We start from the raw sequence: 20778 nt of genomic DNA, 5'->3' as shown, positions 1-20778 counted from the left end.
AGTGACACGATCTGCTGATTTGTCAAAGAAATTTATGCAGGCCGATGCAGCAATTTGTTCACGATTAAGCGAAATGGCAGTAAAGCCAGCAAAGCCAGCGACAATTTGACCAACCAATCTGCGATTGCCAGGGATACCCAAAGCGGTGCAACAGGGCCGATACCAAGGATCGGACGCATTTCATTCACCCAGCCTACGTCGTTGCCTGGTTCCAACCAGACCAGACTGGCCGAAAAGGCGATGGTAAAGAAGATGGCTGTATCCACAGATGATCCCAATATGGTCGAGCTAAGCGGCGCTTTCCACCAGGTTCCTTCACGCAGTTTATCAAAGATCTGCACATCCAGCAGCTGGGCTGTCAGAAAGGCAAGGCCAGAGCCAATGGCGATACGCAATGTCACAAGGGGCCCGAATTCGCCCATGATCTGTGTGCCGATCAAAGAACAGAAAACCCCGACGATAAAGCCAGCCAGAACGACTTTGCGCGCAGCTTTGATACCATAGACACGGTTCATGACGTCAGTCACCAAAAACGCCAGAGGATAGGTGAAGGCCCCCCATGTCAGCCATTGGCCGAACAGGAATTGCACAAGAATATTAGAGGCCACAACAATGGCGGCCATGGCAAGAATGCCGGGAAAGTAGGTACGTTGCATAATATCAGCCCGTTTTTACAAGGTTGCGGCGACTTGGTCTTCGTCAGCAAAGACGCACGCGACTTACAGGCTTATGATTTTGCAGACAAGGCAAAACGTAACGGGGCTTTGAAAAACAAATTGATACTTTGTTCAGTCCGAATAGGGCTGTTTGAGCGTACCATAGTTTTATAAAGGCATGATCCCGGGGTTGACCCGGGACCATTGTGTCGACTTCAGGCGTTCTGGTGGAAAAAGCAGACAACATCCTTTACTTGAAAATCGTCAAATCGGTTGCTTGCGCTGTCTTCCGGAAAATCGACAGCTTCAATTTGAAGTGTATTGCTGCCGTCGCGCAGTCTTGTGCCATCAAAAGCAATCATCTGTGTGTACCAATGATGTGCCTGACGCCATTTTTCGGCCTGATTGCCATCGCTTTGACTGATACCAGCGCCACCTGGACGATAGTTCTGGATGCGACCTATTTCGACCCCGTTGATGCTGACTACAACACTGCCGTCGCTGTGCGTAAGGCCGCTGACATTCAGGATAATGAAACCGGACGACCTGCTGTTTCGTCCACCTGTACCGAAATGATGTTCATAGACACGGTTCCGGTCACCAATGGTAATGGGGTTTCTTGTTACATGTACGAAATCGCATACTTCTGGCATTTTATGCCTCCTTTTAAAATCAAATTTCAAAAATAGTTTCGTAGTTAGAATCACGCAAAATGGCGTGATTACAATCTATGGCAGAGTATTAACGTTTTCAAGAGAGCTCAAAAATTTTGTTCAAATACGGTATTCCACGATTTCCGTGATCTGGAAAAACTTGAAATTATTATCAGACAACATTGTCAGACGGATTGAACCCGATGCATCACGCCAAACCGCGATGCTTTCCAGATTGTCGTGCTTGCGGGGCAGTGTGGTCAAAATGGTTTCTTCGCTCGTCCCATCCAGATCAAAGCGGCGAACGCGGCTTGCGAAGGATAAGCCTGTGAAATGACGTTCGAGAAGATAAAGCCTGCCGTCTGGACCTATGTCGGCACCGACGGGAAGGAACGAACCACGTCGGGGAATGGTAAATGGGATGGTCCATTTGCCTTTTGCATAGCGATAAACAGGAAATGGTGTTTGTGTGTCGCCAGATCTTTCGGGGATCGTATAAAGTCTGCCATGCGTATCAATGGCCAGTGCTTCCAGTGATGAGTTATCCTGCATTTGTTTGAAATCAGGATGGCGTGGCAGCCATGCGGCCTCTGATTCTGGTGCGCTGTAGGTCCATATGCGGTGGTATTGCTCGAACGCGATAAAGATGCGGCCATCTTGGCGCAAAGCGAGACCTTCGGCATCGGACAGAAATTTAGAAACAGGCGTCCCATCTGTGTCTTTCAAGTGAAGCTGCGATGTAATGTCAAAATCAGTCAACTTACCTGATTTGCGAATAATTTGACCTTGGAAAAGTGTACCGCGATCACTGATTGCTGTGAATTTTGTGCCGTCAGAAGAAATCTCAAGCCCGGACAACCCACCAAACACGGGCGATGGGCTTTCTAACGTTAGGCGGCTGATAAACCGCACTTCGGCATGCAAGTGTACAGGCGTCAGCACCAGAGCAAGCGTTAGGATAAAACGATATATCATGTGTGGGTTGTTAACGTGATGACAGCACTGATCTGCATTGTTGCGGCAGGTCAGATAACACCAGTTCGCGCCGCTTGCGTGGTGGGGGCGCATTAGGGTCGGGCTTTGGTGGATTGAGAATGTTTTTGACCCATTGCCGCGCATCTGCACAGCCATCACCTGCTGGCATAGGGGATTGTTCAACGCATCCACGTGCGCCACGTGGGCAATTCAGACGTACATGAAAATGATAATGATGCCCGTACCAAGGGCGAATTTTGCGCAGCCAGTCACGATTGCCGCGCGCGTCGTTGCACATTTGTACTTTGGCACCCGGAAATACGAAAATACGGGCAACACGCTTATCGCTTGCGGCAGCTTTTAAGATTTCATGGTGTTGACGCGTCCAGTTTTCATTGACGAAAGCGCCCTTGGCACGGCGCATTGAGATTGAAGACAGGTTTTCCCTTTGGCCACGCGTCAGGTTAAGGTTTGTCGCAGGGCGCATCCATATATCTATGTCCAGACCCATCTGATGGCTGCGATGCCCAGTCAGCATCGGACCCCCACGGGGCTGCGAAATATCACCGATATAAAGACCATTCCAACCGGGTTGACGCGCGGCCTTGCGGCTAAGGTCTTGAATAAAGTCAATCGCTTCGGGGTGGGCCCAATTGCGATTTCGTGACAGACGCATTGCTTGCCATGTTGGACCCGTTTCCGGCAATTGTTCTGCACCGGCCAGACAGCCTTTGGAGTAACTGCCGAAGGGGCGCGCTTTTTGCTGTGATCCAGCCGTTTTTGCCCCGAATTGCTGTTTTGCCAAAGGTTCAGCAACGGCAGGTAAAGCCATGTTTAGCGCGATGAGGATGCCGAGGATGCGGACCATTCTGCTTTATCTCCGTCTGAGTTAACCCAGCGTAGCAAAATCAGACCCAAAATAAAGAGAAAGATGACCGGGATAAAGCCAAGTTGATTGTTATTAAGGCCCCACGTGAACAGTGCAATTAATGCGGGGGCAAGAAATGCTGTCGCTTTGCCGGAAAGGGCAAACAGGCCAAACGCCTCGGTTGGGCGGTCGGGGTTTGTGTGACGTACCATCATGGACCGCGATGACGCATAAAGCGCGCCGCCCGCCCCGCCGATGCCTGCACCACATAGGAAAAAGATGATATCAGGCAAGATAGACCCTTCGGGAAGCGGAATGCCGAAGATGTAAGTGCGCGACATACCGACAATCATGATGCCAACAGCAATCAGAACATAAATGCAGACACGAATAACGGGTTTAGGGCCATATTTTCGGTCAAAAAATCCACCGACATAGGCTGCAATCGCCGCTGTAAGCGCGCCGATGATACCAAAAACACCAATCATGATCAGCGACCATTCCAACACTAATCGCGCATAGACACCGCCAAATGTGTACATCGCATTCAGCGCGTCACGATACAGCATTGACGATAGTAAAAAATTGCCAAGGCTTTTGCGCTTGAACACCGATTTGATAGTTGCCCAAAGATCCGTCATCACCTTTTTAGCAGGGATTTTGGGTTGAAAAGGCAGCTTTTCGTCGCGGACCCACATGAAAAACGGAATAATAAACAATGCGTACCACATTGCGATAAAGGGGCCTATAAAACGTGTGCCTTCGCGTGCTTCGGGGTCAAGGCCAAATGCAGGGTTTAGACCAATCAGCGTTTTTCCTTGCTCGTTTTCTGCAAAAAACAACAGCATGATGAACAGTCCGACAACGCCGCCCCAATATCCGACGGCCAGACCTGAGCCGGACAAGCGCCCGACCTCATCGTCATTGCCAAGTGACGGCAGAATGGCGTTCACGAAATTCAGTGCTGATTCAGCGGCAATAAAACCGACGTAGAACAGGATCAGCGTCAACCAAATGCCGCGGCCATCTGGATAAAGCCACCAAAGTGACCAGGCCGCGCCGACATAAATAATCGAAAAGAAAGCGATCCAGGGGATTTTACGCCCGCTAGCATCGGCAAAAGCTCCCAGAACCGGCGCTGTAAAAGCGATGATCAGCCCTGCGATCATCTGACTGAAAGACCACAGGCTTTGTGTGCGCGCATCAGCGTCTTGTTCGGGCATTCCACTAGCAATGAAATAATCCGCGGCAACCCCTGCGAAATAGGGGCCAAAAATGAACGTCAAACCAAGAGTATAATAAGGTTGACTGGCCCAATCAAATGCCATCCAGCCCCAAATGCGTTTGCGCAAACTAATTTCTTGCATTGTAAAGCTGCCTTATCCAACGTGCCGATAAGACAGACAAACGTGGCTGAGCGCAAGACAAGGTTTCAGGATACAACGCTGTCTTGCATGGGTGGCCAGGGGCGCAGTGCGTCGGCCGTGATCCATGCGGCGATCCAGTCCGGGATGTCAGGCGATATCGTCGACAGGCTCATAGCGCTTAAAACACGATCAGGTGTCACAATGCCTTTTCTGTCAGTGACTGCCGATCGGTACAGCACATGGCTGGCGCATTCGCCGTTTTTTTTCCACATCGATTGTTCAATATAGATGAACTTTTCATCCCAGCATACAGCCCGGCTGCGCATTTCAATCCGTTCAAACGCATTGACGCGCCGACGATATCGGATTGTGGCACCGGCCATCGTCAGCCCCCATTTATTGCTTTTCAGAACATCGATCAGGCCTGCCCGCTTGGCCAGTGGCAGTCGCCCCAAATCGTACAAAGTCAGGGTGCGCCCGTTGTTCAGCTCCATCCACATATCCAGATCCCAGGGCCAGCAGATGTGGTGGCTGACATGGGTTCCCGTTATCGGTAAAGCGGGTGCGTTGCGATATGTGGCAAATTCTTTCAAAAGGCGCAGGACGGGGTACATATGGAAATTCCTTTCCGGCGTGTTTTCAACACAGTTGACGTTGTCGTCAACTTTAACCTGACGGAAGGTCTCTTGCCCTATGACGCCGGTACACTTACCTGTGGAAATGAAAAATAAATGAGGCTGACCGATGCAATCTTTCTATGAAATTTTGATGTTTGTTCTGAATGTCGCGTATTTCATCATGATCATTCATATTATCATGAGTTGGCTGATCAGTTTTCAGGTCATCAATCCCTATCAACCGACGATCGGTCAAATCTGGAACGGGCTGAACCGTTTACTGGAACCGATATATGCCCCGATCCGACGGGTTTTGCCAAATACGCCGGGTATTGATCTGGCACCATTGGTGGCGTTTATCATACTGATAGCCTTGCGTATTATTCTTACCAATAACGCGGCTTTCTTCTATTCATAGAAAGACTGCGTCAAAAATTTTAAATAGGAGAACGACCAGATGGCCGTTTTTGCCAACACGCCTTTTGACAAACTTGAAATTGGAATGCAGGCGGAAAGCCCGCGTCTTTGTATCGCGGATGATCTTTATGTGTTCGCCCATGCTTCGGGTAATTTGAACCCCATGCACCTGCCGAAAGAAGACGGCGATGGCGATGGTAAGCCCGAGGCGATTGCGCCGTCGATCTGGATTGCTTCGCTGATTTCGGCCGTACTTGGCAATCAACTTCCCGGCCCCGGGACGCTCTATAAATCACAAACGCTGAATTTCGTGGGCCGCGCCCATGCAGGTGACGAATTGATCGCAAAGGTCAAACTGGTCGAAAAAGGCGATGATCGTCAGGCGACTTTTGACACATGGGTCGAACATAAAAACGGCACCCGTGTCGTCGAAGGGCAGGCGAAAGTGGTTGCCCCTGCGACATCGCAATCCTTTACTGCTGACGATGTGCCCGGCCTGACCGTTCAGCGCCATATGCATTTTGACCGCTTGATCGAACTGGCCGAACCGCTTCCCCCGATTCTAACAGCGGTCGTCTGCCCCGAAGGAAAAAGTTCCCTTGGTGGTGCGCTTTTGGGATATGAACACACACTGATCACGCCCATTCTGATCGGTGATCAGGCCAAGATCGAAGCAGCGGCGCAGGCTTTAGGTGCCAACATCAGCGGGCTTCAGATCGAACATGTCCCCGACCATGATGCCGCCGCCGCCCGCGGTGTTGCGCTGGTTCACGAAGGGCGCGCCAAGGCCGTGATGAAAGGGCATCTTCATACAGATAAGCTTTTAAAGCACATCGTGAAAAGTGATGGCGGTCTGCGCATGGGTCGTCGTCTTAGCCATATTTTTGTGATGGACGTTCCGGGTCTGGATCATTTGTTGTTGGTGACTGACGCGGCCATTAATATTTATCCTGATCTGAAAACCAAAGTTGATATCGTTCAAAATGCTATTGATCTGGCGCACTCTCTTGGAATGGATGAACCAAAGGTGGGCATTCTGTCCGCAGTTGAGGTTGTGAACCCTGCGATCCAATCCACGCTGGACGCCGCGATCCTGTCGAAAATGGCAGACCGCGGGCAGATCAAAGGTGGGCTGGTCGATGGTCCTTTGGCGATGGATAATGCGATTGATCTGGATGCCGCGATGACCAAGGGCATCAAATCACTGGTTGCAGGACGCGCCGAAATTCTGATCGCTCCGAATATGGAAACCGGCAATATGCTGGCCAAACAGCTGACTTTCATTGCGCATGCCGAAGCGGGCGGTGTGGTTATGGGCGCGCGTTGCCCAGTGATCCTGAACAGTCGTGCCGATGATGACAAAGCGCGGCTGGCCTCTTGTGCGGTGGCAGCGTTGCATGCGGCAAGGATTGGAATATGAACGCGATCCTGACTTTGAATGCCGGATCATCGTCAATCAAATTTGCGATTTATGCCGGTACAGACGATCCTCAGGAATTGGCGCGTGGGCAGATTGATAATCTTGGACCAGACGCACGGATGGTTTTTGGCGATGAAAAAAATGCCATAGATGCGCCAGATCACAAGACAGGCGTTCACCAGATTTTGCAAACCGTCGCACCGATCTTGGACGGGCGGACAGTTGCTGGCATAGGGCACCGCATTGTTCATGGCGGCGTCGAATTCGACAAGCCACAGATTTTGGATACTGCAGTATTAGAAAAACTGGCGGCGCTGAAACCCTTGGCCCCCTTGCACCAACCTCATAATTTGGCCGCAGTTGATGCAGCGATCACAGCGTTTCCGGATGCCGTTCAGGTTGGCTGTTTTGATACCGGATTTCATCGCGGCCACCCGTTTGTGAATGACACTTTTGCCCTGCCGCGCCGATATTATGAAAAAGGCGTGCGTCGGTACGGGTTTCATGGGCTGTCGTATGATTTTGTGTCCGGCGAAGTGGCGCGACTTTATCCAGATCTGGCTGCTGGTCGTGTTGTCATCGCGCATTTGGGCAATGGTGCGTCGATGTGCGCATTAAGGGCTGGGAAAAGCGTTGGATCGACCATGGGATTTTCTGCCTTGGACGGTCTGCCCATGGGCACGCGATGCGGGCAGCTTGATCCGGGTGTGATGCTGTATCTTATGGATCAGGAAGGTATGAACGCTGATCAGATCAGCACAATGCTTTACAAGGAAAGCGGTTTGAAAGGTATGTCTGGCATCAGCCATGATATGCGTGATCTTGAAACATCTGATGCACCCGAAGCTGCCGAGGCAATTGATTATTTCGTCTTCCGCATCCGCCGTGAATTGGGCGGTATGGCGGCTGTTCTGGGCGGGCTTGATGCACTGGTCTTTTGTGGCGGTATAGGGGAAAATGCCCGTAATATTCGTGCACGTGTTTGTGATGGAATGGATTGGCTTGGGCTTGCTGTTAATGCTGATGCCAACGATCAAAACGCGCAGGATATCAGCGCTGGGCCAACGAAAGTGCTTGTGATCCCAACAGATGAAGAACGCGTGATCGCCCGCGCTGTTGCAGCACAGGTCTAAGGCCTTGTTCGTGGAATCTTAGTGTGGGATGCTGCATTCAAACAGCAGATTAAAAACCCGCAGGTCCCATGCCCCAACCGAACGAGCTTTTGCGCGATATTTTTGGCTTTGATGCTTTCCGGCCTGGCCAAGAAGAAATCATTGATGCAGTCACTGCTGGGCAGAATACACTTGCCATTATGCCGACGGGTGGCGGGAAGTCTTTGTGTTTTCAGTTGCCTGCACTTTGCCGCAGTGGTGTGACTGTTGTGATATCCCCGCTGATTGCCTTGATGCGTGATCAGGTACGTGCGCTTCAGGAAGCGGGTGTGAATGCTGGTGCGTTGACATCCGGGAATACAGACGAAGAAACAGATGCCGTCTGGCAAGCCCTTGATCGCCGTGAATTAAAGTTGCTTTACATGGCACCCGAAAGGCTGGCCACAACGGCGGCCCGTGATATGTTACGCCGCATTGACGTCAGCCTGATCGCGGTGGACGAGGCGCATTGCGTCAGTCAGTGGGGCCATGATTTTCGCCCCGATTATCTGCGTATTGGTGAATTGCGTCAGATGTTGGATGTGCCATTGGCCGCCTTTACGGCCACGGCGGATGCGGAAACGCGGGTCGAAATTGTCGAAAAACTATTCGCAGGCGTGACGCCGCAAACTTTCCTGCATGGCTTTGATCGCCCGAATATTCATTTGGCGTTTGCGGTCAAGAACAGCCCCCGTCGTCAGATCCTTGATTTTGCCTCTGCTCGGAAAGGTCAGTCAGGTATCGTTTACACGGCAACACGGGCCAAAACCGAAAGCTTGTCTGCAGCTTTGCGCGAAGCAGGCCACAGCGCCTGTCATTACCATGGCGGAATGCAGGCTGACGACCGTCGCGAGGTAGAAGCACGATTTCAGCGCGAAGATGGTCTGATCGTGGTGGCAACGGTCGCTTTTGGAATGGGTGTCGATAAACCCGATATCCGCTGGGTTGCGCATGCGGATCTGCCCAAATCGATCGAATCCTATTATCAGGAAATTGGCCGTGCCGGTCGCGATGGCGCACCTGCAGAAACGCTAACGCTTTATGGCCCCGAAGATATTCGATTGCGGCGCACCCAGATTGACGAAGGTCTGGCGCCACCAGAACGGCGCATGGCAGATCATGCGCGGCTGAACGCTTTGCTTGGCCTGGCCGAAGCTTTGCGATGTCGCAGGGTTCACTTGTTGGGCTATTTCGGGGAAACCGATGTGGCCTGCGGTACGTGTGATTTATGCGATACGCCCGCTGACGTGTTTGATGGCACCACTGCTGTGCGCAAAGCCTTATCGGCGATCTTGCGAACGGGTGAATATTTTGGCGCGGGCCATCTGATCGATATTCTTTTGGGCCACGAGACGGATAAAATCAAAGCCCGTGGTCATCAGACGCTACCAACGTTCGGCGTCGGCGCGGAATATGACAAGCGGCAATGGCAGGCGATTTTCAGGCAAATGATGGGGCATGATCTGGTACGACCCGATCCGGAACGTCATGGTGCATTGCGTATGACTGACGCCGCGCGCCCGATTTTGCGGGACGAAGCCAGTATTGAATTGCGACGTGATACGATCAAAAATGCGCCGTCGCGTCCCGCTGTCAAAGCATTGGTGTCAGAAGAAGACGCACCACTTTTATCCGCACTGAAAGCCAAGCGTCGCGCGTTGGCCGAAGCGGCGAAAGTCCCGGCCTATGTTATATTCAACGACCGCACCTTGATCGAAATGGCTGAAAAACGCCCGCAAACGCTGGATGAAATCGCCCATGTTGGCGGGGTTGGGGCGAAAAAGCTGCAAAGCTATGGCGATGCTTTCTTGCAGGTGATTGCAGGCGAGGCGCAGGCGTTACATCCATCGCGCCGCAAACTTGCTGGTCGGAATGAAGGGGCTGTTTATGATCGATTGCTGGAAGTTCAGGCAGAACTGGCGCGCGGTCCGCAGGGGCAAGACAAACCGATGAGTTGTTCGGCATCATTGCTGGCCAAAGTTGCCCAATTAAGATCGCATGATTTGGGTGCATTGACGCGCATACTGGGCGAACGACGCGCTGAACGTTTTGGTCCGGCATTTCTGGATGTCTTGAAAGACACTTGAGGTGCGACAGCTTTCCGCTAGATAAACGTGAAATCAAGAATGGAGCAGATATGCTGGTCGTTGTGTCGCCTGCAAAAAAACTGGATATGAGCCCTGTAAATGGCGTACAACCGACATCGCCTGTTTTTCAGGATCGCGCGAATGAACTGGCTGGTATTGCGCGACAATTGTCAGTTTCAGATTTGCAAAAGCTGATGGGTATCAGTGAAAATCTGGCTAAATTGAATGCTGGCAGGTTTGCAGATTTTGCTATTGCCTCACATGCTGAAAACGCGAAGCCCGCTGTTCTGGCATTTGCGGGCGATACGTATCAAGGTCTGGATGCAAAATCCCTTGATGCAGATGAAATGGCATGGGCACAGGATCATCTTAGGATCTTATCTGGTCTTTACGGTCTGTTGCGTCCGCTGGATATGACGCAGCCCTATAGATTGGAAATGGGCAGTCGGTTAAAGACATCACGCGGTAAATCTCTTTATGATTATTGGGGCGATGATATTGCGGATGCACTGAATAAAGATGCTCGGATTTTGCAGGCAGACACATTGATCAATTGCGCCAGTCAGGAATATTTTGGTGCCGTTGATCTTGATGCATTGAAACTTCGTGTGATCACGCCGGTTTTTATGGAAATCAAGAACGGTGATGCGAAAATTGTCAGCTTTTATGCCAAAAAGGCCCGTGGTGCCATGGCCCGGTTTATGATCGAACGGCGCATTACAAATCCCGAAAGCCTTAAAGATTTCGATATCGGTGGCTATAGCTTTGATAAAAACGCATCCGACGCAGATCGTTGGGTTTTCTTGCGGGATTACCCCGAATGATCTAGAAAAGTTAGTAATAATTAAGCCGCATCTGTGCTGGCTTCCTTTTGAAATACGCACCGAACATCGGCTGGCATGGCATCCTGGATCATTTGGAATATTTCTTTTTTAGTCAATGGCTTGGTCAGATATCGATCTGCGCCGGTATCAATCATATGATCAAGGGCGTCTTCGTATGTGTGCGCCGAAAGGGCGCAAATGGTAACGTGCTGACCGGTTCCGATTTCGGCTTTGCGTATTCGCGTTGTGGCCTCGATACCGTCTATGACTGGCATTGATACATCCATAAAGATCAAATCGGGTTCAAATGATGCATGCATATCAAGGGCTTGCTTGCCATTTTCAGCAAAAACCAGATCAATATCCAGATTTTTAAGCATTTTGCGCAAAACCAGTTGATTGGTTTGGTTATCTTCGGCGGCCAGAACCTTCATTTGACGGAGGCCGCCATGTTGGACAGGGGGTGTTTCTATATTCAGTTTCTGACCAGACCCAATAGATTGAATCGCAGAAAAGATGGATTTACGTGGCACGGGTTTGGGCAGCACACCGCACAGGTTTTTGGCGAACACTTCTTTTGACGCATTGGTGTGACCAAGTAGAAAAACGGGAACATCGGGATGTGTTGACTGCACCATCTCGATCAATGGGTTGGCGTTAATCTGCGGCATGACATGCGCTGTCAGGACAAGATCAAATGATTGATCGCGCACCAATTCCATAGCCTTTTCGTGCGTTGCACATGTTATGATGGACAAACCTAACCGCTGAAGCTGACGTGTCAGAACAGAGCGATTGACAGATTCAAGATCAACAAGCAGAGCTGTCTTCATACCGCTTGCAAACTGTAACCCATGTTTGTCATCATCGTCGGCAACGCCCATCGGGATTTGAAATCCAAAACAAGACCCCATGCCTTCTTCGCTTTCGACCCAAATCGATCCTTTCATCAATTCAATCAGCTCTTTGGTTATTGCCAGGCCAAGTCCTGTGCCATCAAATGACCGGGTCAGTTCATTTTCTATTTGATTGAATTTCCCAAAAATATGATCGATTTTGTCTTCTGGAATACCAATGCCGGTGTCTTCTACCGTGACATGAATCCGTGCTTGAGCCGTTCCTGTATGAACCCCGGTGACACGTACCAAAACATGCCCTTTTGCTGTAAATTTGATCGCGTTACCAAGAAGGTTTGTTATAATCTGTCTTGTTCGTCCGGGGTCCGCGACAAAGCGGGCAGGCATGAATAGATCGTAATCAATCATCAGCTCAACGCCTTTGGCGGTCGCCGCAGGACGCAGCAAAGCCATGACATCGTAAAGCATCTCTTCAAAATCAAAAGCTTCGGGGTGTAAACTAAGCCGGCCGGCTTCGATTTTGGAATAATCAAGTACGTCGTTTATAATGACAAGCAACGCTTGGCCTGAGTTTTTGATCGTATCTACATAAAGCCTTTGCTCTTCGTTCAAATCCGTATCATGCAATAAGTCCGCCATGCCGACGACACCGTTCATGGGCGTGCGTATTTCGTGACTTATCGTTGCCAAAAAGGTGGATTTTGCACGATTGGCGGCTTCTGCACGCAGATGGGCTGTCTTAAGTTCCCGTTCATGCCGGATCACTTTGGTCACGTTAATTGCCAGACTGACAATATCACCATTTTCGACGCGGCGATCAATTAGTCTGATGTACTGATCATTCCATAATTTCAAAGTGTAGGGCGTGATCAAGGGCCCGATCCATCGGTCCAACATCATCTCGCGCCATTCGAGGCCGGTCAGGCCATCGGTGTCAACAATGCCTTCTTCATAGCCAAGACGCAAAATCTGGTCATATGTGATGCCAGGTTTGACGTCTTTTAATTCATCAAATGTATCAAGATAGGCCTGATTGGCGTTGATCAGTACGCCATCGCGGTCAAAAATCGCGAATCCGTCACGAACAGTCTGAACCGAATCCCAAAGACGCTGGCTGGTTATATCGGGATGACCTGTTACCTGGGCCAAGTCATTTTGCTGTGCGATTTTTTCTTGCAAAGCAACGATTTCAGCCTGTTTTTGCTGTAAAAGCTGCTCTGCGGCTAAGCGCGCACGGCGTTCTTCAACCAGTCTGATTGCCATATCCATCCGCGCCCTCCGCGTTGAAACCATTTCGCTTACATTAGAGAGGACACAATGAATATTTTTTTAACCCATCTGCACAAAACAGACCTTGCCCTGCCTTGAGCGAAAGAGTCATTCTGGCGCAGACCCAACATTATATTTAAGAGGGCACTATGCGTTTAGGCACTTTGGTTCTGGCATTCATCACGGCACTTCCGGTTTATGCACAGGATGTTATCCCAGATAAATACATCACTGTTACAAAAGATGTCGATTTTATCGGGACAGATATTGGCCAATTCTTTGATACAAACGCACAAGCATGCCGTGAAATTTGTGTGCAAAACGAAAGCTGCGTCGCATTTACCTTCAATGCGCGATCAAATGCATGTTTTCCCAAAAGCAGTGTAACGGCGATTGAACCGTTTCAGGGCGCGTTATCAGCCCGGGTTTTCCCTGTACAGGATCGTGTCATTGATCGATCAATGTCGCTGATCCATGATCTGGACTTTCTGCGCCCCGCAGATTTGAAAGGTGCGCGCGAGTTGGCGGAAACGATTGCCCTAAGTTATGATGCGGGCGACAAAACGCTTGTTGATCTGCTGGCTGAGCAGAATGTTTATAATAGAAATGGCAATAAGGTCTGGGCGGTTCGTGCTGTCGGAGCAGCTGTTACGCTGACGGACAGAAGCGATCTTTGGACGGACTATTCTGAACTTGCGCTTGATGTGCGCAGTGGCAATCATTCCTTTGTCAGAACAGCAATCCATGCTGCAGTAAACGGGTATCTTCGGGCAGAAGATAACATTCAACGCCACGATGCGCTGCGGGCACTGGCCGCGGCTGCGAGCCGGGCCAACCAAGGGCGCGATGCGATTGAATCGCTTCAGCTTGCGCAAGAGATTTTGCCAAATGCAGAAACCGAACAGGCTTTAAGCCTTGCGCTTGATAAATTCGGACTTCGCGTTACCAAACATGATGTATTTTCAGAGCGGGCAACACCACGTGTATGCACGACATTTTCAGAAAAGCTGGCCCAATCTGATGTTGATTTCACAACCTTTGTGAAAATGGGCGATGCGGATCTGTCGATTGATGTGCAGGGTGAACAACTGTGTATCGAAGGGATCGAACACGGTGCCACGCAACAAGTGACATTCCGCACCGGCCTTCCTGCTGACAGCGGTCTTGTCCTTGAACGTGATGTGACGCTTGATTTCTATGTTGGTGATCGCAAGCCTGCCCTTAGCTTTCCGGGCCGTGGGTATGTGTTGCCCAAAACAGCCGATGCAGCGTTGCCAATTGAAACCGTGAATATCGAACAGATTGAATTGTCTTTGCATCAGGTCAGTGATCGCAGTCTTTTGGATGCCAGACGGTCCGGCTTTTTCACCAGTGAAGCGTATGGCTGGGGTCTGCAAAGATTTGAAGATAATATGGGGCCTGTTGTCTGGACCGGGACGGGCGAAGTGTCGCTGGAAATGAACCGCGATATGACAACCCGCCTGCCCATGGCCGAAGCCTTGCAGGGGCTCACGGCTGGTGTGTATGTTTTGCAGGCGCGTGTGCCGGGTGAAAATGCATATGATACGCCGGCTGCTTTGCAGTGGTTTGTTGTGTCTGATTTGGGACTAAGCAGCATGTTGGGGTCAGACGGGCTGCATGTTTTTGTGCGTGGTCTGGGCGACGCACAGGCCAAACCTGGCACCAAGATTACATTGTTGTCTAATGCCAATGCTGTGCTGGGCGAAGTGATGACCGACGACAAAGGTTACGCTGTGTTTGATGCCGCCATGACACGTGGCACAGGCGGTATGTCACCTGCAATGCTGACGGCCGAGCTGGGCGATGATCTGTCTTTCATCTCACTTAAGGATCCGGCATTTGATCTGTCGGACCGCGGCGTTGAAGGAAACCCGCCTGCGCCGCCCATTGATGTGTTTTTGACAACAGATCGCGGTGCATATCGCGCTGGCGAAACGGTTTATGCCACTGTTCTTGCCCGTGATCCGCAGGTCAAGGCGCTGACCGACATGCCGCTGACCGCTATTCTGACCCGCGCTGATGGTGTGGAATATACCCGCAAAACCAGTCTTGAAAGTGTTGCAGGTGGCCATGTTTTTGAATTCCAGCTTGGTACCACTGTGCCGCGCGGATCGTGGCGGTTGGATATCAAGGCTGATCCCGAAGCGGCATCACTGACGCAACAGACATTTCTGGTCGAAGATTTCGTGCCGGAACGCATCGACTTTGATGTTGCGATCACAAATGATGTCTTAAGACCGGGCGAGACGGCTAGTATTGAAATTGATGCCAGTTATTTGTTCGGTGCTGTGGCGGCCGATTTGCCGATTGGCGGGGAATTGCGCTTGCGTCCCATGAGAACGCTAAGTGATTTTCCCGGATATCAATTCGGACGTCATGATGCGCGTGTTGATTTGTCGGGTGCGTCCATACCGTCGGATCAGAAAACAGATGCGCAAGGCAAGGCCAGCATTCGCGCCACTGTCCCTAGGTCTAACCGTGATGATCGTCCTTTCCGGCTTGAGGCCAACATTCGCATCGCCGAAGGTGGCCGTCCGGTCGAACGTAGCGTGACCAAAGAATTGGCACCAACCGGACCCATGATCGGGATCAAACCACTTTTTCAAGAAGGTGTCGTGAAAGAAGGCACACAAGCCAGCTTTGAAATCATCGCAGTCAATCGGGATCTGCAACGACAGCCGATTCAGTTGACATGGACGCTGAACCGGGTGCGGACGCGCTATCAGTGGTACTATGTGAATGGCCGTCGTAATTGGGAACCGATCACGCGACGCACGCCCATCGAAAGCGGTACGATAACAACCGGCGAGACACCTGTTGTGATAGAGACCAGCGTTGACTGGGGCCAATATGAAATCGTCGTGGAAAGTGCTGATGACGAAAACTATGTATCGTCCTCGACCGATTTTTATGCAGGCTGGTACGTGCCTGCAGATACCAGTAAAACCCCCGATATGCTTGAGGTGTCGCTGGATCAACCGAACTATGCCATCGGTGAAACGGCAACGCTGCGCATGGTACCGCGTATGGCGGGAACGGCGCTGGTCACTGTGGTGTCAAACAGACTGATCACGATGGAAACCATTCAGGTAACCGAAGGCGAAAACACCCTTCAGCTTCCGGTGACAGAAGAATGGGGCGCCGGGGCCTATGTCACGGCGACAGTCGTGCGTCCGATGGATGTTGAAGCAAAACAAAATCCGTCCCGTGCACTTGGCTTGACCTATGCAACGATTGATCCGGGCGATAAGGCATTGCAGGTCGCGTTGGAGATCCCGCAAAATGCAAGACCACGCGGGCCTGTTACTATTGGTTTGGATGTCGATGGCGTTGCTCGCGGTGAAACAGCCTATGCCACTGTTGCGGCGATTGACGTGGGCATTCTGAATATGACCCAATTCCAAAGCCCTGATCCGTCAGAACATTATTTCGGTCAGCGTAGACTGGGCATGGAAATGCGCGATATCTATGGTCGTTTGATCGATGGTCTGAACGGCGCACAGGGTACGATACGATCGGGTGGTGATGGTGGTAGCGCGATGGATCGTGCTTCGCCCCCATCGAACGAAGATCTGGTTACATTTTTCAGTGGCCCCGTGACCATTGCAAATGATGGAACGGCCCAGGTTACCTTTGATGTGCCGGAATTCAACGGAACCCTACGCGTGATGGCTGTCGTCTGGAGCGATAGCGGCGTCGGTCAGGCCGATGCGGAACTTCTGGTACGTGATCCGGTTGTCGTGGCGGCCACCTTGCCGCGTTTCCTAAGCCCAGGTGATCAAAGCCGAATGCTGCTTGAGATTACGCATACCGAAGGACCAGCAGGTGCAATGCCGTTGCAAATCGGTGCATCTGGCGTGTCGATTGATCTGTCTGGTATTCCGACCGAAGTTGTTTTGGCTGAAAAGGAAAAAACAGTTCTTCGCGTCCCAATTACGGCGACGGATATCGGTGTGCACAGCCTGTCCGTCGCGCTGACATTGCCAGATGGGCAAGTGCTGAATAAAAACCTGACGCTGGGTGTGCAGCTGAACGATCCGGTTATCGCGCGCACCAGCACGTTTAACCTGGCCGCGGGGGATACTTTCACCTTTGACGACAATGTCTTTGCAGGCTTGCATCCAGGAACAGGATCGGCCAGTTTGGCTATTGGACCTATCGCACGGTTCGACACACCTGGCCTTTTGAATATGCTGGATCGCTATCCTTATGGCTGTACCGAACAGACCACGTCAAAGGCGCTTCCGTTACTGTATCTTAGCGAAGTGGCCGAAGCGATGGGATTGGCCCATAAATCGCAAGTACGCGAACGTGTCGACGGCGCGATTGAGCGTGTGTTGTCGCGCCAATCTTCAAACGGTGGGTTTGGTCTGTGGCGTGTGGGCAGCGGGGATCTGTGGCTGGATGCCTATGTCACCGACTTTTTAAGTCGCGCAAAGGCCCAAGGCTTTGACGTACCCGAAAAGTCGTTCAAAATCGCAGTGCTGAACTTGAAAAACCGCGTGAACTACGGCAGCGAATTTGACAGCGGTGGCGGCCAGGCACTGGCCTATGCGATGTTGGTTCTGGCCCGCGAAGGCCAGGCGAAAATGGCGGATCTGCGGTATTTTGTTGATATCAAAGGCAATGATTTCGGCACACCCCTTGCGGCAGCCCAGATCGGGGCCGCTTTGGCCATGTACGGTGATCCGGAACGCGCAGACCGCATGTTTGCACGCGCCAGCAGTATGATGAAAACACGCTGGACGCGGGACGAAGAATATGGCTGGCGTCTGGATTACGGCACCCGCCTGCGCGATGCGGCCGGTGTTCTGGCGCTTGCGACAGAAGCGGGTAGCACTGCGATTGATCGTGATGTGTTGGTCAGCCGCGTGTCTCAACGCACGGGGCGTATGTCCACACAAGAAGCGACCTGGTCACTTTTGGCAGCAAGATCGCTGGTGCGTGATGGATCAGCGCCAGACTTCCTGATCGATGGTGCGCCAATAGACGGGCCAATGGTACAACTTCTGCAGGATACAGCAGATGCGCAACCTATCCTGATTAGCAATGAATCTGATCGTGAAGAAATCATCACCATGACCACTTACGGTGTGCCAAGCGAACCTGAACCTGCAGGCGGAAACGGATACGCGATTGAACGGACGTATTATTCGATGGAAGGTACAAGGCTTTCGCCAGATCAGGTCAAAGTTGGGGATCGTTTTGTCGTTGTGTTGGCGATTGATCCATTCAACAGATCCGAGGCGCGGCTGATCATTGATGATCCGCTTCCGGCTGGTTTTGAAATCGACAACCCAAATCTGCTGCGCGGCGGACAGATTGCGGCTTTGGATTGGCTGAAACCTGTGAACGCGCGTCATTCTGAATTTCGCTCGGACAGATTTATCGCAGCGGTAGACTGGCGTGACAGTAAGAATTTCCAGCTGGCCTATATCGTACGGGCCGTATCACCTGGTACGTTCCATCACCCTGCCGCTATTGTCGAAGACATGTACCGCCCACAGCGTCGTGCACGCACGGATACCGGGCGGGTCGTCATCAGCGAATGAAGCGCTATGCGCTCTTTATCGTTGCGGCGCTGCTGTTAAGTGGCGCGGCGATGCGTGATCAGGTCGACGGTTGGATTGATGCGACAGACTTACCCGTTCTAACACTCGAAACTTCGGTCGAGGTGCGCGATCGCGATGGCCGGTTGATGCGTGCCTACACCGTTGCTGACGGCCGCTGGCGCTTGGCCGTATCGCTGGATCAGGTTGATCCTGGTTATCTGGACATGCTGATCGCTTATGAAGACAAGCGGTTCTATAGGCATTCTGGGGTGGACATCCTGGCAATGCTGCGTGCTTTGCGCCAGGCCGTTTGGGAAGGTGAAATCGTATCAGGTGCGTCAACCTTGACGATGCAGGTCGCCAGATTGCTGGAAGATGGCACCACAGGTCAGTGGCAAGGCAAGCTGCGCCAAGTGCGCGTTGCGATGGCACTGGAACGTCGTCTGAGTAAGCAGCAGATCCTTGAGCTTTATCTGACACTTGCCCCCTATGGCGGAAATGTCGAAGGGGTGCGAACAGCGACATTCAGTTATTTCGGAAAAGAACCGTCACGCTTGACGCCTGCCCAATCTGCCTTGCTGATCGCCTTGCCGCAGTCACCCGAAGCCCGGCGACCAGATCGGTATTCTGTCCGTGCGAAAGCTGCCCGCGACAGGGTGATCGCGCGGGTTATTGATGATCCGTCCGTGGCAAGCGTTGCGCAGGCCGAAATTTTGCCGACCACACGCCGCCCGTTTCCGTCACTTGCGCCGCATCTGTCAGATCGCGTCGTTGCCGATCATCCAGTGACATTGCGACATGATTTGACGTTACAGGCCGATGTCCAAATGCGACTTCAGGCTTTGGCTGCACAAGCGGTACGACCGCATGGCGAACGACTGTCCATTGCGATTGTCGTGATGGATCATCAAAACGGGCAGATGGTCGCCAGCGTGGGTTCCGCCGGCTATCAATCTGACCGCAGACAGGGTCATGTTGACATGACGCGCGCATTGCGGTCGCCGGGCTCCACTTTGAAACCCTTGATATATGGCATCGCTTTTGACCAAGGTATCGCACATCCGGAAACCATCATTGCTGATATACCCAGGGATTTTGGTGGCTATGCACCACAAAATTTTGATGGTGAATATCGTGGTGATTTACGTGTCCGTGAGGCGCTTCAGCAGTCTTTGAACACGACGGCCGTTTTGCTGACCGAAACGATTGGCCCAAATCGCTTTGTGGGGCAATTGCGTAAATCAGGTGCCAATCCGGTCATTCCTGGCGGCAAACCTGGACTGGCTGTGGCACTGGGTGGTGTGGGTCTGACGCTTGAAGACATGGTACAGCTGTACGCTGGTTTGGCAAATGGCGGACTGTCTGTTCCGATGGTGTTCAAAAAGACGGATGTGCCTGACGCATCTAAACGTCTTATGAATGCCGAAGCAGCTTGGCATATCGGGGACATCCTGTCTGGCATTACGCCCCCGCCAAATGCGCCGCGCGACAAGGTCGCCTTTAAGACCGGTACATCCTATGGACACCGTGATGCCTGGGCGATTGGGTATGATGGGCAGCATGTTATTGGCGTCTGGATGGGCCGCCCGGATGGAACGCCTGTACCAGGGGCGTTTGGCGGTGATCTTGCAGCACCGATCCTGTTTCAGGCATTTTCAAGGGTAAAGCCCGATTTCGCACCGCTTTCAGCCCCGCCGCCTGCTACCTTGATCGTAGGCACCGCCGATCTGCCGCAGCCTTTACAGCGGTTTCGAGCTTTAGGCGATTGGGCGGCTGCCGCAGTGGATGCACCAGACATTGCATTCCCCCCCAATGGTGCCGTGGTTGAGTCTGATGGCGTTTTATTTGCAAAAGTACGCAATGGAGTGGCGCCCTTTACATGGATCGTAAATGGCGCGCCCATGATAACAGCTGCGCGGGACCGTACGGTTGAGTTAAGCAATCTGCCTAAGGGATTTCACACATTGGCAGTGGTTGACGCCAAGGGTATGTCCAGCCGGTCAAATATCCAGTTGCGATAGTACCGGACGCTTATCAATCCCTT

At 51.8% G+C, this 20778-nt stretch carries 14 protein-coding genes; 7 read left to right on the top strand and 7 right to left on the bottom strand.

Annotated elements, in window-relative coordinates; translation table 11 throughout:
- Nucleotides 1-32 precede the first annotated feature (32 nt).
- The 6 genes from HRQ87_RS00190 to HRQ87_RS00165 all read right to left on the bottom strand — a co-directional run bounded on the left by HRQ87_RS00190 (nt 33) and on the right by HRQ87_RS00165 (nt 5133).
- Nucleotides 33-656 (bottom strand): queuosine precursor transporter, encoded by a 624-nt coding sequence (locus HRQ87_RS00190; RefSeq protein ID WP_174134343.1) that lies wholly within the window; start codon nt 654-656, stop codon nt 33-35.
- A 215-nt stretch (nt 657-871) separates the two neighbouring features.
- Nucleotides 872-1309, bottom strand: a complete 438-nt coding sequence (locus tag HRQ87_RS00185; RefSeq protein ID WP_174134342.1) for a hypothetical protein — start codon at nt 1307-1309, stop codon at nt 872-874.
- Between the two features lie 120 nt (nt 1310-1429).
- Entirely contained in the window at nt 1430-2284 is an 855-nt protein-coding gene (locus tag HRQ87_RS00180; protein WP_174134341.1) for an esterase-like activity of phytase family protein, read from the bottom strand.
- 10 nt (nt 2285-2294) lie between these two features.
- Nucleotides 2295-3152: a penicillin-insensitive murein endopeptidase gene (gene mepA, locus HRQ87_RS00175; protein ID WP_174134340.1), complete on the bottom strand. Its 858-nt coding sequence runs from the start codon at nt 3150-3152 to the stop codon at nt 2295-2297.
- Nucleotides 3119-4519: an MFS transporter gene (locus tag HRQ87_RS00170; protein ID WP_174134339.1), complete on the bottom strand. Its 1401-nt coding sequence runs from the start codon at nt 4517-4519 to the stop codon at nt 3119-3121. The genes mepA and HRQ87_RS00170 overlap by 34 nt, the downstream gene beginning before the upstream one ends.
- A gap of 65 nt (nt 4520-4584) precedes the next feature.
- Nucleotides 4585-5133: an acyl-CoA thioesterase gene (locus HRQ87_RS00165; RefSeq protein WP_174134338.1), complete on the bottom strand. Its 549-nt coding sequence runs from the start codon at nt 5131-5133 to the stop codon at nt 4585-4587.
- A gap of 130 nt (nt 5134-5263) precedes the next feature.
- Here HRQ87_RS00165 and HRQ87_RS00160 point away from each other — a divergent pair, with 130 nt between their 5' ends.
- The 5 genes from HRQ87_RS00160 to yaaA all read left to right on the top strand — a co-directional run bounded on the left by HRQ87_RS00160 (nt 5264) and on the right by yaaA (nt 11035).
- Entirely contained in the window at nt 5264-5554 is a 291-nt protein-coding gene (locus HRQ87_RS00160) for a YggT family protein (RefSeq protein ID WP_174134337.1), read from the top strand.
- Nucleotides 5555-5593: 39 nt separating this feature from the next.
- Nucleotides 5594-6973: a bifunctional enoyl-CoA hydratase/phosphate acetyltransferase gene (locus HRQ87_RS00155; protein ID WP_174134336.1), complete on the top strand. Its 1380-nt coding sequence runs from the start codon at nt 5594-5596 to the stop codon at nt 6971-6973.
- Complete coding sequence (locus tag HRQ87_RS00150) at nt 6970-8106, top strand: acetate/propionate family kinase (protein ID WP_174134335.1); 1137 nt, start codon at nt 6970-6972, stop codon at nt 8104-8106. The genes HRQ87_RS00155 and HRQ87_RS00150 overlap by 4 nt, the downstream gene beginning before the upstream one ends.
- 68 nt (nt 8107-8174) lie before the next feature.
- The gene (gene recQ, locus HRQ87_RS00145) at nt 8175-10211 is read left to right on the top strand and encodes a DNA helicase RecQ (protein WP_174134334.1); all 2037 of its coding nucleotides are present in this window, start codon (nt 8175-8177) and stop codon (nt 10209-10211) included.
- 50 nt (nt 10212-10261) lie between these two features.
- Entirely contained in the window at nt 10262-11035 is a 774-nt protein-coding gene (yaaA, locus tag HRQ87_RS00140) for a peroxide stress protein YaaA (protein WP_174134333.1), read from the top strand.
- A 20-nt stretch (nt 11036-11055) separates the two neighbouring features.
- Here the strand turns inward: yaaA and HRQ87_RS00135 are convergent, their stop codons facing one another.
- Nucleotides 11056-13161 carry a response regulator gene (locus HRQ87_RS00135; protein ID WP_174134332.1) on the bottom strand — a complete coding sequence of 702 codons (2106 nt, stop codon included), beginning with the start codon at nt 13159-13161 and terminating at the stop codon, nt 11056-11058.
- A 149-nt stretch (nt 13162-13310) separates the two neighbouring features.
- On the opposite strand from HRQ87_RS00135, the gene HRQ87_RS00130 reads away from it, so the two are divergent.
- Together HRQ87_RS00130 and pbpC are read left to right on the top strand one after the other, a co-directional pair.
- A complete protein-coding gene (locus HRQ87_RS00130) occupies nt 13311-18734 on the top strand; it encodes an alpha-2-macroglobulin family protein (RefSeq protein ID WP_174134331.1) in 5424 nt (1807 codons plus the stop codon).
- Entirely contained in the window at nt 18731-20755 is a 2025-nt protein-coding gene (gene pbpC, locus HRQ87_RS00125; RefSeq protein ID WP_174134330.1) for a penicillin-binding protein 1C, read from the top strand. The genes HRQ87_RS00130 and pbpC overlap by 4 nt, the downstream gene beginning before the upstream one ends.
- Nucleotides 20756-20778 lie beyond the last annotated feature (23 nt).

It is taken from the genome of Parasulfitobacter algicola (genome assembly GCF_013315265.1).
Classification (GTDB): domain Bacteria; phylum Pseudomonadota; class Alphaproteobacteria; order Rhodobacterales; family Rhodobacteraceae; genus Parasulfitobacter; species Parasulfitobacter algicola.
This window is presented reverse-complemented; position numbering and strand designations above follow the sequence as displayed.